The organism is Enterococcus sp. DIV0421 (genome assembly GCF_051713745.1).
In the GTDB taxonomy this organism is placed as follows: domain Bacteria; phylum Bacillota; class Bacilli; order Lactobacillales; family Enterococcaceae; genus Enterococcus_D; species Enterococcus_D casseliflavus.
The window spans coordinates 31735-46195 of record NZ_JBIOQM010000001.1 but is presented as its reverse complement, the minus strand read 5'-3'; the positions used below and the strand labels follow the sequence as shown (position 1 = coordinate 46195).

Annotated in this window: 15 protein-coding genes and 1 riboswitch; of the genes, 9 read left to right on the top strand and 6 right to left on the bottom strand. The window is 42.9% G+C overall.

From position 1 onward, the window contains the following. The gene (locus tag IGI96_RS00200) at positions 1 to 957 is read right to left on the bottom strand and encodes a Gfo/Idh/MocA family protein (protein WP_005229991.1); all 957 of its coding nucleotides are present in this window, start codon (positions 955 to 957) and stop codon (positions 1 to 3) included. Positions 958 to 1080: 123 nt separating this feature from the next. Here IGI96_RS00200 and IGI96_RS00195 point away from each other — a divergent pair, with 123 nt between their 5' ends. From IGI96_RS00195 to purB, 9 genes are all read left to right on the top strand, one after another. Then, positions 1081 to 1584 carry a hypothetical protein gene (locus tag IGI96_RS00195; RefSeq protein ID WP_005229993.1) on the top strand — a complete coding sequence of 168 codons (504 nt, stop codon included), beginning with the start codon at positions 1081 to 1083 and terminating at the stop codon, positions 1582 to 1584. A gap of 32 nt (positions 1585 to 1616) precedes the next feature. Further along, positions 1617 to 2627 (top strand): M15 family metallopeptidase, encoded by a 1011-nt coding sequence (locus IGI96_RS00190; RefSeq protein WP_333493928.1) that lies wholly within the window; start codon positions 1617 to 1619, stop codon positions 2625 to 2627. Beyond that, the gene (locus IGI96_RS00185) at positions 2624 to 3229 is read left to right on the top strand and encodes a glycoside hydrolase family 73 protein (RefSeq protein ID WP_005229997.1); all 606 of its coding nucleotides are present in this window, start codon (positions 2624 to 2626) and stop codon (positions 3227 to 3229) included. Before IGI96_RS00190 ends, IGI96_RS00185 begins: the two co-directional genes overlap by 4 nt. 20 nt (positions 3230 to 3249) lie before the next feature. Next, positions 3250 to 3927: a hydrolase gene (locus tag IGI96_RS00180; RefSeq protein WP_270288043.1), complete on the top strand. Its 678-nt coding sequence runs from the start codon at positions 3250 to 3252 to the stop codon at positions 3925 to 3927. Positions 3928 to 4009: 82 nt separating this feature from the next. Next, positions 4010 to 4107, top strand: a riboswitch (purine riboswitch). A gap of 76 nt (positions 4108 to 4183) precedes the next feature. Beyond that, positions 4184 to 4765: a xanthine phosphoribosyltransferase gene (locus IGI96_RS00175; protein ID WP_270288042.1), complete on the top strand. Its 582-nt coding sequence runs from the start codon at positions 4184 to 4186 to the stop codon at positions 4763 to 4765. Continuing rightward, positions 4765 to 6069: a nucleobase:cation symporter-2 family protein gene (locus IGI96_RS00170; protein ID WP_010749579.1), complete on the top strand. Its 1305-nt coding sequence runs from the start codon at positions 4765 to 4767 to the stop codon at positions 6067 to 6069. The genes IGI96_RS00175 and IGI96_RS00170 overlap by 1 nt, the downstream gene beginning before the upstream one ends. A 329-nt stretch (positions 6070 to 6398) precedes the next feature. After that, positions 6399 to 6887: a 5-(carboxyamino)imidazole ribonucleotide mutase gene (gene purE, locus IGI96_RS00165; protein ID WP_010749580.1), complete on the top strand. Its 489-nt coding sequence runs from the start codon at positions 6399 to 6401 to the stop codon at positions 6885 to 6887. After that, the gene (purK, locus tag IGI96_RS00160; RefSeq protein WP_270288116.1) at positions 6871 to 7998 is read left to right on the top strand and encodes a 5-(carboxyamino)imidazole ribonucleotide synthase; all 1128 of its coding nucleotides are present in this window, start codon (positions 6871 to 6873) and stop codon (positions 7996 to 7998) included. The genes purE and purK overlap by 17 nt, the downstream gene beginning before the upstream one ends. Positions 7999 to 8011: 13 nt before the next feature. Beyond that, positions 8012 to 9310: an adenylosuccinate lyase gene (purB, locus tag IGI96_RS00155; protein ID WP_375838679.1), complete on the top strand. Its 1299-nt coding sequence runs from the start codon at positions 8012 to 8014 to the stop codon at positions 9308 to 9310. Between the two features lie 202 nt (positions 9311 to 9512). Here purB and IGI96_RS00150 read toward each other — a convergent pair whose 3' ends face one another. The 5 genes from IGI96_RS00150 to IGI96_RS00130 form a co-directional block, all read right to left on the bottom strand. Next, complete coding sequence (locus tag IGI96_RS00150; protein ID WP_270288115.1) at positions 9513 to 10370, bottom strand: IS3 family transposase; 858 nt, start codon at positions 10368 to 10370, stop codon at positions 9513 to 9515. A 35-nt stretch (positions 10371 to 10405) separates the two neighbouring features. Next, a complete protein-coding gene (locus IGI96_RS00145; protein ID WP_074935028.1) occupies positions 10406 to 11098 on the bottom strand; it encodes a helix-turn-helix domain-containing protein in 693 nt (230 codons plus the stop codon). Between the two features lie 90 nt (positions 11099 to 11188). After that, a complete protein-coding gene (gene pbp4, locus IGI96_RS00140; protein WP_270288040.1) occupies positions 11189 to 13237 on the bottom strand; it encodes a penicillin-binding protein PBP4(5) in 2049 nt (682 codons plus the stop codon). A gap of 1 nt (position 13238) precedes the next feature. Further along, positions 13239 to 13844: a DUF1054 domain-containing protein gene (locus IGI96_RS00135; RefSeq protein ID WP_270288039.1), complete on the bottom strand. Its 606-nt coding sequence runs from the start codon at positions 13842 to 13844 to the stop codon at positions 13239 to 13241. 100 nt (positions 13845 to 13944) lie between these two features. Then, a complete protein-coding gene (locus IGI96_RS00130; RefSeq protein ID WP_333493926.1) occupies positions 13945 to 14379 on the bottom strand; it encodes a hypothetical protein in 435 nt (144 codons plus the stop codon). Positions 14380 to 14461: the final 82 nt, after the last annotated feature.

The window sequence follows — 14461 nt, the reverse complement described above, 5'->3', positions numbered from 1 at the left end:
TTACTGCTGTTCCCAAAAAGCTTGCATTTGATCAAGAACGTCAATGACATCGGTGGTCAAATGGATCGATCCTTCGATCTCGCCATCGATGGCTTTGATCATATTGGCAATTTCATAATTAAGGGCTTGACTGCTGTCCCCAGCTTCAATCACTTCATTTGTTCCATCTCGGAAATGGATCACGGCTTTGTCCGCACGAGGGTATTCATCTACGGTAATGTATCCTTCTTCGAAAGCGACGATACCGGTTTTAGGCATTTTCGCTTGAAAAGTCAGCGTGACACTGGCCATTTCATCGGCTGGATTTTGTAGGATCGTGACTGATTGTTCATCCACACCTGTAGAGAAGGGCTTCATGCTGCTAAACGTCACTTCTGGTGTATCCGTCATGAAAAAGCGGGCAAATGAAACAGCATACGTACCGATATCCAATAAAGCACCGCCGCCTAAATCTGGATTGAAGAAACGATTGCTTGGGTCTGGATCTTTGTAGCTGCCAAATGGTGCTTGGATCATTTTTAATTTTCCTAAGCGTCCGGCATCGATCTCTTCTTTCAACCGAGCATAAACCGGCATATTGAAAATCGTCATTGCTTCTTCTAAGATTAGATTTTTTTCTTTGGCTAAGGCTAGTTCTTCCGCTAGCTCATCGGCACTGGTGGTGATGGCTTTTTCGCAGAGGACATGTTTTCCTGCCATCAGAGCTTTCATAATAAATTCATGATGAAGATCATTAGGTACTGCAATATAAACAATATCGATTTGCGGATCTTCTAACATGGCATCTGTGCTTTCATAGGCATGGGGAATAGAGTGTTTCTCAGCAAATGCTTGGACTTTAGGGAAACTCCGGGCACTGACCCCATATAGTTCACTTGCTTCATTAGAAAAGCCAGCAGCAAATTGCGTTGCGATATCTCCGAGGCCAATCATTCCCCAACGGTATTTTTTCATCATTGATCATCTCCTTCGTATTTAGTATAACAAAAGAAATCAATTCTTTAAAATAATCAAAAACAATCGCAAAAAGTTTCCATTACGGCTGACTTTCAGTAAAATATAGAAGAGGAGGGATAACATATGCATAATGTATCAATTGCAATTATTTTAAATACCATCATCGAGCAATACGCATCAGAAAAACAGTTTTATGAAACACAATTAGGCATCACCGAGGAGCAATGGGAGGCATGGAAAAATGGCACAATGAGTCTGTCACCTGCTGAAAATCAGAAAGTGAAGCTGCTGTTTTCAGATTATGAATGGATGTTGATCCAAAAAATCATTCGGCAAACCGTCATTTATCCAGAAAAACGCAATCAAGCGGTCGTCGAGTTCAAAAAAATGAAGACTCAAATCGCCAGAACGTGGTTAGCAAGCGATTTAGCGAAAGTCGAATTGTTAACAGAATCTGAAGAAACAGCCCAATACCTTGATTTGAGAGTCAGTATTACGTATGATGAGTGGGGTTATGATGATATACTAAACTTCCGATTGCCCGCTTTTGTTCAGCAGCAAATTCGCAATGAAAAAATCGAACTGTTGGAGTGGGTCAAAGAAAATCTGGAAGAAACTTACAACTAAAGGTAGGATATTTTTTGAAAAAGTATTATGGAATGGCTGCGGCGGCGGGCTTCTTGTTTCTGGTTCTTTTAACCATTCAAGTGAACCGAGTGACCGCAGTCACCCCAACAAAGAGTGCAAGTATCGCTCGTTCAACAGATCAAGCAACAACGAGTGAAACAACAGAAACAAATGAAAAAGAGCCAAATGGGAACACGCAAGAGTCACAAGAACAAGCAAGTGCTAGTGATGAAGTGAACGAAGAGGATTTACCAACTGTCTCATTGGATGATTGGTCATTAGTTTTGGTAGGCCCAAACAATAAAATCAAAAGCGAAATTGCCCAAAAAGATTTAGGGAAATTGTCGAATGGCTATCTCGTCGATCAACGCATCGTTTCAGCTTATGAAAAGCTGGCAGATGCCGCAAAAGCTGCAGGACATCCTTTGGTGATGGTCTCTGCCTACCGTTCAGTCGCGTATCAAGAGGAGATATTCAATGCCAATGTCAACACCCTGATGAGTCAAGGTCATACAAAAGAAGAAGCAATTCGGATCACGAAACTGACCTTTACTGAGCCTGGCTTTAGCGAACACCATACTGGGCTTGCTGTTGATGTTGTGGATCAGGATTGGTATCAAAATCATACAGGAGAACTGCTCAATGAGGGGTTCGGTGATACTGAGGGTGGAAAATGGCTACAAGCTCATGCAAGGGAGTATGGGTTTATCATCCGTTACCCGAAAGGAAAACATGCTATTACGCAAATCGATTATGAGCCTTGGCATCTACGATATGTAGGGGTCGAAGTGGCAACCTACATTGAGGAGCAGGAGTTGACCTTTGAAGAGTTCCTGGAAGAAGCAAAAGAACACATCGCTCGAAAAGAAGCAGAATTGTCCTCTCACGAATGGGAAGATCCTTTGGCAGAGGACTGGATCTATGAGGGGTCTCTTGCTAAAAGTCAAGAAAGCAGTGAGCTTACACAAGATGAGTTGTTGCCGAATGGAGGCAATTTGTTTTCTGAAAATGTGTTTAGTCAGACAAAGGAAGTGAAAAAATGAGCGCAAGACGAAAAAAACAGAAGACTCGTTTCCCATTAGTCTTTCTAGGGTTATTCTTGATTGGGATTGCCTTTATTTTTTCCTTGAATAGTTTGGCAGACCCCCTTCCCAAAGAGGAAGAAACAAACACGGAAGCCATCTCCCATGAAGAATTTATTGATCGCATCGCTCCTTACGCACAAGAACTGCAAAAGGGCTACGGGATTTTACCAAGTATCATTATTGGACAGGCAATCCTTGAATCAGATTGGGGTCAAAGTTCTCTAGCCAGTGAATACAATAATTTATTTGGAATTAAGTCGTTTGGCCATTCAAAAAAGGTGACATTAGATACCCAAGAGTTTTATAATGGAGAATGGGTCACGATTCAAGGAGATTTTCGTGTCTATGATACTTGGGAAGAATCAATGGATGATCATACGATGTTGTTTGTAAATGGTGTGGATTGGAATCCTGCACTTTATGTAAATGTCTTGACAGCAAACGACTACCGCAGTGCCGCACAAGCATTACAAGATGCAGGGTATGCAACGGATCCGGATTATGCCAGCAAAATCATTCAAGTAATTGAAACCTACCAATTGAATCGATTTGATCAATAAGAAAAGAGAGTTGGCTGCTTATGGAAGAAAAATATATGCCAAAAATCACCACCGATTTGCGTAAAGATATCGTGAAAGTGCCTAAAGTTATTCGAGAGGCTAGCGGTATTCAAATATTTGGAAAACAAATCCGCTCCATTATTTTCACAACGGATATTGCGATCATCCGTAATACAAATGCGGATGCTGTGATTGCGGTCTATCCCTTTACACCACACCCAGCAATTACGAAAGCAATCATCGAAGCAGCGGACATTCCAGTGTTTTCTGGTGTCGGCGGGGGCTTGACCCAAGGATTTCGCTCGTCTTATATGAGCATGTTTGCTGAAGCCCAAGGGTCGATCGGGGTCGTCTTAAACGGACCAACGCCACTGAAAACTGTGGAGCAAGTCTGTAAAGTTGTAGATATTCCCGTTATCAGTACCGTAACGAGTAAGTATACCGAAATTGATGACAAGCTTGAAGCTGGTGTGAAAGTCATCAATATCAGTGCGGGCAAGGACACAGCAGATACCGTGGCTTTCTTCCGTAAAAAATATCCGAAGCTGCCGATCATCGCAACCGGTGGACCAACCGATGAAAGCATCTTAGAAACGATTGAAGCAGGCGCTAATGCCATCACCTACACGCCGCCGTCCAATGGGGAGCTTTTCAGTAAAAAGATGGAACACTATCGCGATATGGAGAAGCCAGAGTAGGAAATGATCCACAAATGAGAATATTTTTATTTATAAAGGGCATTCCATGCTTGTGTTTTTAATCAAAGACAGGCATAATCGAATCTATCATTTAAAAATTACTTGTATATCGTCGAAATATGGTCGACAGTCTCTACCCGATACCGTAAATATCGGACTATAAGTAAAAATCGTGCCTGTTAGACACTTTTTTTGCTTTGGCAAAAAGAGTGTCTTTTTTTTCAGGATGGAATAGAAAGGAACGAGGAGAGCTAGGATGGAAAAATTAGTTGAGCGTATCAAAACACACGGAAATGTGCTGGGCGAAGGGGTTCTTAAAGTGGACCAATTTTTGACCCACCAAGTGGATTATGAGTTGATGAAAGAAATCGGTACAGTCTTCGCGGAACGGTTTCAAGGAAGCGGCATCACAAAAGTAGTGACCATCGAAGCTTCAGGGATCGCACCAGCCCTTTATACTGCAGAACAGTTACAAGTACCAATGATCTTTGCCCGTAAAGCAAAGAGTCTGACAATGGATGAAGAGCTGCTGACTGCATCTGTCTATTCCTTTACCAAGCAAGTGACCAGCCAAGTATCGATTTCCAAGAAATTTTTGTCTTCAGAGGATACAGTCTTGATTATTGATGATTTTTTAGCAAACGGACAAGCAGCAAAAGGCTTGATCGAACTGTGTCAACAAGCAGGAGCCAACGTCGTCGGTATCGGTATCGTGATTGAAAAATCATTCCAAAGTGGTCGACAATTACTTGAAGAAATGGGGATTCCTGTTGTTTCACTAGCACGGATCGCCTCATTGTCTGAGGGACAAGTCAGCTTTATAGAAGGAGATGCCTAATGAAAGAAACGAATAGCCGTTCAGCAGTTTTAGGCTTGCAGCATTTACTAGCAATGTATGCAGGAGCTGTTGCCGTTCCTTTGCTGATTGGAACAGGTCTGGGCTTCAATGAAGCTCAGATGACGTATTTGATCTCGATCGATATTTTCATGTGCGGAATCGCTACGCTTTTGCAATTAGTTGTTACCCGCTTTTTCGGGATCGGCCTACCAGTCGTTTTAGGCTGTGCCATCCAAGCTGTCTCCCCATTGATTTTGATTGGCACCAAATCAGGGATCAGTGCGATTTACGGAGCGATCATTGCCGCTGGGATTTTCATTGTTCTGATCGCTGGCATTTTTTCGAAAATCAAAGTCTTGTTTCCCCCATTGGTGACGGGAACCGTGATTACCGTCATCGGCTTGACCTTGATTCCAGTCGCCATCACTAAAATCGGTGGCGGCGATGCTGCAGCTGCTAACTTTGGTGATCCAACGAATTTATTGTTAGGCTTTGTGACGATTGCCTTGATCATTGGGGTGCAGGTCTTTGGGAAAGGCTTTATTCGCTCGATTGCCGTTTTGATCGGTTTGATCGGTGGGACCATTTTAGCAGCGCTCTTAGGATTGGTGGATCTTTCTGCCATCGCCCATGCGCCTGTGTTTCATTTGCCTCAGCCTTTTTATTTCGGCTTACCAACCTTTGATCTGTGGTCGATCGTTTTGATGATCATTATTTCCATCGTGAGTCTGGTAGAGTCCACTGGTGTTTATTTTGCGCTGGGAGATATTACTGAAAAACCGATTACAGGCAATGACTTAAAGCGCGGCTATCGTGCGGAAGGCTTGGCGGTGATCCTTGGGGGGATCTTCAATACATTTCCTTATACTGGATTTTCACAAAATGTAGGTTTAGTTCAACTTTCAGGTATTAAGACGCGACGCCCGATTTTCTTTTCAGCTATCTTTTTGATCGTATTAGGGCTGTTTCCAAAAGTCGGTGCCATTGCGCAAATCATTCCAGAAGCAGTACTGGGAGGCGGCATGTTAGTGATGTTTGGCATGGTCGCTGTTCAAGGGATGCGAATGCTAAGCAAAGTTGATTTTATGAATGACAAGAACTTGTTAGTGATTGCGGTATCGATCGGTTTTGGTTTAGGGTTCAATATGATGCCAACCTTATTCAGTCAGATGCCTGAAACCGTCCAAATGTTTACAGGCAATGGGATCGTCATGAGTAGTTTGACAGCCATTGTTTTGAATCTGTTCTTCAACGGATTGCCGAAAGAAACAGACGAAGTGACGGAATTGAGCTTGCAACAGTAAGTTGATTTGATCCAGACGAGGATTCGTCTGGATTTTTTGTATTGTTCCTTTATTTGTCTTTTTCCTGCCAAACAGAAAGACTGAATGGTTTTCTTAGCCATAAAAACGAACGATACAAAGTTAAACTAGCAAATAGTTCGAAAATATTTTGACATTGCTCCGGCAACTCGTTACTATTTAAAGGGGAAAGTGATTGTTAGTCATAACGTGCTATGCAAGGGGCGTTGGGTCGCAGTGACAAACTGCTGCTAACAAACTAATTTCGTGAGAAAATACTTCTGAGCTTGTTTCAGAAGAAACTAGTAAAAAATCGTTGGAGGGAAAATCAAATGAAACCAGCAGTTGCAGTGATTATGGGGAGCAAGTCAGATTGGGAAACAATGAAGGAGTGCTGCTTGATTTTAGATGAGTTAGCGATACCTTATCAGAAAAAAGTCGTTTCGGCACATCGTACACCAGATTTGATGTTCGAATTTGCCGAAACTGCTCGTGCAGAAGGAATCAAAGTCATTGTCGCAGGAGCAGGAGGAGCAGCTCATTTGCCAGGAATGGTCGCAGCGAAAACAACGTTGCCCGTCATTGGTGTGCCTGTACAATCTCGCGCATTAAACGGGTTGGATTCCCTACTATCGATCGTGCAGATGCCAGCTGGTGTACCAGTGGCAACAACAGCGATCGGAAAAGCTGGCGCAACTAACGCAGGACTACTTGCAGCGCAGATGCTTTCCATGTATGATTTAGAGATAGCGGAGAAATTAAACGCGCGAAGAAATACATTAAAAGAAATTGTATTGGAAAGTAGTGATCAACTTGATTAAACCTTTAATGCCCAACGCAACGATCGGAATCGTTGGCGGAGGACAGCTAGGTCGTATGATGGCAATGAGTGCCAAAGAAATGGGCTTTCGGGTTGGCGTCTTAGACCCTACTGCCAATTGTCCAACAGCCCAAGTCGCTGATTGGCATATTGTTGCTGCCTACGATGATGTGTTTGCTTTAGAAGAAATGGCTCGACGTGCCGACGTGATTACTTATGAATTCGAAAATGTCAGTGTCGAGGCATTGAATTCCATTTTGCCTTATTCCCATATCCCTCAAGGGACTGACCTGTTAGCAATCACTCAAGACCGTTTATTAGAAAAGTCATTTCTAGAGGCTAACAATATCGTAATTGCACCTTATGCCACGATCATCAGTCCAACGGATATCCAAGATGCCATCGACAGTATCGGTTATCCCTGTGTGTTAAAAACGACTAGAGGCGGTTATGACGGAAAAGGGCAGCACGTGTTATACAGTACCGCGGACTTAGCGCCTTCGATGAACTTACTGCGTGAAGGGACGTGCGAATTAGAAGCGTGGATTCCTTTTGAAAAAGAATTGTCGATTTTAGTTGCTGGTAATGGAGAAACCTTTACCACTTTCCCAGTGGTAGAAAACATCCACCGCAACAATATTTTGCATCAAACGATCGCTCCTGCGCGCATTGATCCAGAAGTTGCCGAAGAAGCCAAACGGATCGCTCATATTATTGCGAAGGCCTTTGATCTGCAAGGCGTTTTAGCCATCGAAATGTTCTTGACTAAAAGTGGCGGCTTGTATGTCAATGAGTTGGCACCGCGACCACATAATTCTGGTCACTATTCGATCGAAGCTTGTTCCATGAGTCAGTTTGATGCCCATATCCGGGGGATCTGTGGCTGGCCATTACCAGAAGTGTCATTGCTTTCACCAGCAGTCATGGTCAATGTCTTAGGCGATGAATTGACAGAAACGTATGAGTTGATTGCCACAAAACCTGCTTGGCAATTCCATTACTATGGCAAAGAAGAAGCGAAAACCGGGCGTAAAATGGGTCATATCACTGTTTTGACAGAAGATATCGCAGAGACCACTGAAGAAATCTATCAAACCAATATTTGGGATTAAAGGAGATAATAACATGTTAGAGCGTTACACAAGACCAGAAATGGGTGCTATTTGGACCGATCAAAACCGTTACCAAGCGTGGTTAGAAGTAGAAATATTGGCGGATGAAGCTTGGGCGGAACTAGGGGAGATACCGAAAGAGGATGTTGCTTTGATTCGTGAAAAAGCAACCTTCGATATCGACCGTATCTTAGAGATCGAAGCGCAAACGCGACATGATGTGGTTGCTTTTACCCGAGCAGTCTCTGAATCTTTAGGTGATGAAAGTAAATGGGTCCACTACGGCTTGACGTCGACGGATGTTGTTGATACTGCGTATGGCTACTTGATGAAGCAAGCCAACGACTTGATTCGGGAAGATTTAAATCGTTTTGTGACGATCATTGGTGAAAAAGCCAAAGAATACAAACATACCGTAATGATGGGACGTACCCATGGTGTACATGCGGAACCAACGACCTTTGGCTTGAAATTAGCCTTATGGTATGCGGAAATGAAACGCAATGTCGAGCGTTTTGAGCGGGCAGCAAAAGGGGTCGAAGCAGGAAAGATCAGCGGAGCAGTTGGAACCTTTGCAAATATTCCACCGTTTGTCGAAGAGTATGTCTGTGAAAAATTAGGGATTCGTGCGCAAGATATTTCCACACAAGTACTACCTCGTGACTTGCATGCAGAGTATTTCTCTGCAATGGCGTTGATCGCAACTAGCATTGAGAAATTTGCAACCGAAATCCGGGGCTTACAAAAATCAGAAACCCGAGAAGTTGAAGAATTCTTCGCCAAAGGACAAAAAGGTTCTTCTGCCATGCCCCATAAGCGTAACCCAATCGGTTCTGAAAATATGGCGGGACTTGCACGAGTCGTTCGCGGCCATATGGTGACAGCTTATGAAAATGTCTCACTGTGGCATGAACGGGATATCTCACATTCATCGGCAGAACGGATCATTATTCCGGATACGACGATTTTGATCGATTATATGCTGAATCGCTTTGGCAATATCGTCAAAAATCTGACAGTTTTCCCAGAGAATATGAAGCGCAATATGAATGCGACCTTTGGATTGATCTACAGCCAACGAGTAATGTTGAAATTGATCGATCACGGAATGACAAGAGAGCAAGCCTATGACTTGATTCAGCCAAAAACAGCGCAAGCTTGGGATGAGCAAACGGATTTCCGTCCACTATTAGAAGCTGATCCAGCCATTACAGATGTGTTGACCAAAGCAGACTTAGACGATGCGTTTGATTACAACCATCATTTAAAACAAGTCGACACGATCTTTGAACGTGTCGGTTTAGCCGAATAAGAAAAAAGCCGCAACCTTCAGATTGCTGGGCTCCCCGTCAAGTGGACAATGAAATAGAATAAAATTATTTTGACGACTGTCTACCGAAATTCGGTAGGCAGTTTTTATGTTTTTTACTTTGTTTAACCTCAACTTTGCTCGACTGGCCTCCTTCTTGGTTAAGCGGATTTATTCTATTCGCTTGTCCAAGAGGGGGAAGTGATTAAGCTGCCATTAATAATTCTTGATGAACTTGGATCGGTGTTTTGCTCTTCAAACATCGTTGATAGCGACCATTGTTGTAATAGTTCATGTATTTCTCGATCATTTCAACGAGACTTTCTCTACTGATAAACTTTCGCCGATAATATTTTTCTCGCTTAAGCATTCCCCAGAAGCCTTCCATTGGACCATTATCGGTACAACGGGCGACACGAGACATACTCTGCTTCATTTTTGCTTTCTTTAGCTTTGTGCAAAAAACTTTACTTGTATATTGAAATCCGCGATCGCTATGAAATAGCGGATGAGCGGTTGGTTCGGCGGCGACTGCTTGATCGAAGGTATCAAAGACTAATTTATTGTCATTTTTGTCGCTGATGACAAATGAAACAATGCGACGATCGGCGAGATCGAGAATAGCGCTCAAATAGATTTTCTTCACTTCGGCCCCTTCATAATACTTGAATTCACTCACATCTGTTAGCCATTTTTGATTCGGTTGATCCGCATAGAACTTTCGATTCAAATAATTTTTCGCAATATGATACGGAGTCTTGGATGCCTTAGTGATACTATTGCCTGAATGCTTGATGGTTGATTGGATTTGAAGTTTGCGACAGATTCGAAGAATACGCTTGTCATTCACTTGAAAGCCATAATCATTCACGAGATCTTCACAGATTCTGCGATATCCTTTATCGTTGTCTGCTTCATAAATATAACGAACAAGGTCTGCCAACTGTTCATTCAATACCACTTCAGGCAGTTTGGGATTTTTTAACCAACGATAATAGGCCGATCTTGTGACATGGAGCAGGGTACACGTGGTGTTAATTGGATAGCTTTTTGTCTCGTGCAGCTCTTTGATCGATTGGTATTCAAACGTATGACGAACTAATTCAAATCCCGCCTCCTTTCTAACTCGCTGACTTTTTTTAATAGGTCATTTTCCATTTCAAGCAACTTGATCCGTCGTTCTTGTTGAGCCAGTTTATCGCGCATTTCTTCTTCGGGTGTTCTGGCAGGTTTACTTCCCGCTCGTTGCCCTCGACGGTCTTCTAAGCCTTTTTCTCCCATCTCGTCGTATTTCAACACCCAGTTCCGAACTTGTTGGTAAGAGACTTGGTACTGAATCGCGGTTTTCCCATAGTCTCGACCGTTGATAATACAGTCATGCACAATTTTAATTCGTTCATTCAATGTTGTTTTTCTGGATTTACTCATTCTACTTCCACCACTTTCTGATTTGAAGTTTCTATGAGTATTATATATCTTTAACCAGTCTTCTAATTGTTTTTTGTTACGAAGCCCGTATTTCTTGGCGACAGCTCTTAAGCTACCATGTGTTCCAGCTAAATAATCATGGACCGCATTCAGTTTCAACTCTGTTGAGTATGATTGATTCCTTTTTGTAGGGAGTAAACCTGTGGGTCCTTCATTCTCATAAAGAGTGATCCACCTTTCTATCGTACTGAAACTTACTTGTGCTTCTTTGGCCAGGCTGTTTATGCTAGCTTCATTTTTTAAAGCTCTTTCTACAAAAGCTAGCCGTTCTTCTGAACTTAATTTCATTTTTCCTCTAGACATACAAACTCCCCCTATATAAGCCACTTTATATTTCAGTGTCCTATATAGGGGGAGCATATCAGATCCGTGTCTGAAGGTTGCGGCTTTTTTTTAATAATGTTCAGCTAAGTAGGTCAATAGCTCAGGTGCTAAACCAGTTGCTGATTGGTTTTCTTGACGATCTTCTAGCATGGAGACCATTAGAAATCCTTGGTCTTGCGAATCAAAGGCAAATAAGAAACTGTTTTCTTGGCCTTTTTCATCTTGCTTTTCTTTGATTTCAGCTGTTCCTGTCTTAGCAGCCAATGGAATGTTTAATGCTGCCAAGGAATGTGCAGTTCCGTTTGGATCGGAAACAACAGCGGTCAAATCTTGATTGATTTGATCGATCGTTTCTGCTTTAAAGACTTCTTTGTCTTTTTGCTCTGCCTCTTTCACTAAACGGGGATAGACCAGCTTCCCTTGATTGGCAAAGACGGAGTAGATCGCCGCTTGCTGGATTGGATTCAATAACAATTCTCCTTGGCCATAGCCGGTATCTGCCAGTAAAATGTCCGAATTGAAGGAGTCTTCATTTGAAATTTGAGCAGGATTCATCGCGATCGGTAAATCTAGTGTTTCACCAAAAATCAATTTCGACAAGCCGTCACGAAAGGCATCTTCGCCCATAGATAAGGTTTGTTGCGCCATATAAATATTATCAGAGTATACCAGTGCATCCTTGAGATTCACAGAAGCTACATCAGTAACTCTCGTCACAAAGTAGTCGCCCCATGAGCTATCTTTTTGCCATTTCAATCCATCGATCGCGATACTCTGCGTAGGATCGATCGTGCCATTTTCCAAGCCGATCGCACCAGTGATGGCCTTAAAGGTCGAACCAGGTGCATAGGCCGTAGCAAAGCGGCTGATGAAAGGCAGGTCTTCATTTTGTTCATACGCATCATAATCTTCTTGTGAGATCCCTTGGGTCATTTTATTGGGATCATAACTTGGCGAGCTGGCAAGTACCAGCAGATCGCCAGTTTTGGGTTCGGTAACGACCGTTGCTCCTGCTTGGTTTTGTAAGGAGTCAAACGCCGTCTTTTGGGCTTGGGCATCAATGGTCAATTGGATATCCTTGCCATCTGCTCGTTCTTTTTCTAACAGGACGACTTTTTCAGCACCATCTTCATCTGTGATGGCGATTTTTCCGCCGTTTTCTTCTCGCAACTCTTTATCGAAGGCAGCTTCCAGACCACTACGACCAATTTGTCCGTTGCTTGCTAGTGTTTCATCTTTTTCGATATCTTCCGCTGTTACATTTCCTAAGTAACCAATCAGTTGGGCGGCAGCTTCCCCAAGTGGGTAAGTGCGTCCAGTCGTTTCTTTTAAACTTGTTCCAGTTGGCATCTCATCCGTTGGTTCGATGATCTTCAAGGGGACGAACAACTCATCTTGAACCCAAGATTGCTCCAACGCTTGATTGATGGCTTCTTCTGTCAGGTCGAAACGTTCCGCGATCGCTTTGATATTGGCGTTTTTTTCGTCTCCCGTGCCCAGTTGCCCCGGAACGACGCCTAACTGATAAAGCGTGCCATTTTCTGCTAGTGGTTCGTTGTTTCGGTCGAGAATCTCACCGCGAGTGGCATTATCTACGGAAATACTGACTTTGTCTTGTCCCTCCATTCCTGGAAAGATCAACTGAGGGGACCAATCGATCTTGGCTTCGTTATCAGCTACAGTGATCGTGCCACTATAAGAAAGCTCGGTTAATTCACCTAACGAGGTGGTCAAGGAACCGTTGTATTGGAAATTGAATTGATCGGAATCCTTGTCATTAGGAGTTACCTCAATCCCAGAGGCTTTAAATGATTCGGCACCGATACCAGTGAAGATCGCTTCGTATTTTGCAGAGACTTCGTCTGCGGTAAAGCCGGTTGATGCTAAACTGTCTTCAGACACGAAGGCAGGCAAGTCACTGTACTTCTGATCGGCCAAAGCGTCGATAAAGGAAGTGAGGGCTTCTTTAGCAGCGGCTTCTTCTTGCCGATCCTGATAGACGGTATAACCATAATAGCCGCCACCTAGTACCAATAAGGCGGCAGGAAGTGCCAACCAGACGAAGCGCTTAGGGCTTTTCGCTGGCTTTTCGTTGCGAGAGCGCCGATTTTCTGACATATTATTGTTCCTCCTTCAGAGCCGTCATACGGGCATGATAAAGCGGCAACAGTGTTTGATAAACTGCTAAAATATCCGCCATCTCAACGTCTTCGATCATTTCTTTCGGAAAAATCTTTCCAATTTGAAGCTCGCTTTTTTTGACTTTCTTCAATCGTTCCAGATAGGTTGGCCACATGGCGATAGGGTGGTGGTCGTATTTTGTGTGATCAGGAGAAAGCGTAAAGTCAGCTGGTAATTGATCGAATAATTCTTTTTGGTCCAACCAGGATTGAGCAATCGTTGCCTGATTTTTCGGTTGGTCGATCACGCTGAGCCAAACAAAGACATACGCTTGATTGATCCCAATCTGAAAGTGGGCATCCATTTTATAGCCTCGTTTGTTCGGACCGATCCCTGCCCAGGTTTCGGCAGGAGGGTAGACGGTTCTGCGCCGGTGCTGAGCAATATGCAAATAAAAAGGCTCTTGGCAGCTTTCTTCAATTATTGGGATCGCTGCCTCACCGATCGTTTGAAAAATCGGCTGAATCTCGGCACGGATTTTTTCCATTCGATCGTCTAACGTTTCTAAAGAAAAAGCATCAAATGATTGTTTCGTAAATAGCATAATCGTATCCTTTCTGTTGTCTGAAAATAGTATAACAAAAAAAGCCCGAAAAATTACGGGCTTTTGTTTATTTTACCTTTTTTTATCGAAGGATACTCAGTCAATTTGCCGCTGGACTCAATTTAAACGTTGGTGTCTGGCTTTGTTCCTTCAAAAGATGCAAAAGATCGTCTAAAAAAGAAAAGTCCATTTCTTCTAAATTAAAATAAATACGGAAAGAATACGTATGTTTAAATAAGCTTTGACGATGTATCTGGTGAATGATCAATTCGTCATTGCGGCCATTTTGAAATTGTAGAACTCTTTTTTGTTCTTCTGCATAGTGAGGACGTGCCCCTTTTTTGAAGGGACTGAATACATAGAAACTCGTTTGTTGGTTAATGGAAAGGATTTGCTGCACGGCCAATAATTCGTTATGGAGATGTTGTTTTTCTTTGTCTGTTAGATGAGCTAAAAAAAGTTCAGCACGATTCTTTAGCGACCACATATAGTACTCCTCCTTGAATGTAGCTACAATACGACCTAAATATAGCATGAAAATAGAATGTTGTAAACGCTTTATAAAACCCTTCGCCAGTCAAACGGGAGAGGTAAACTTACTTGACGGGATAAAAGGC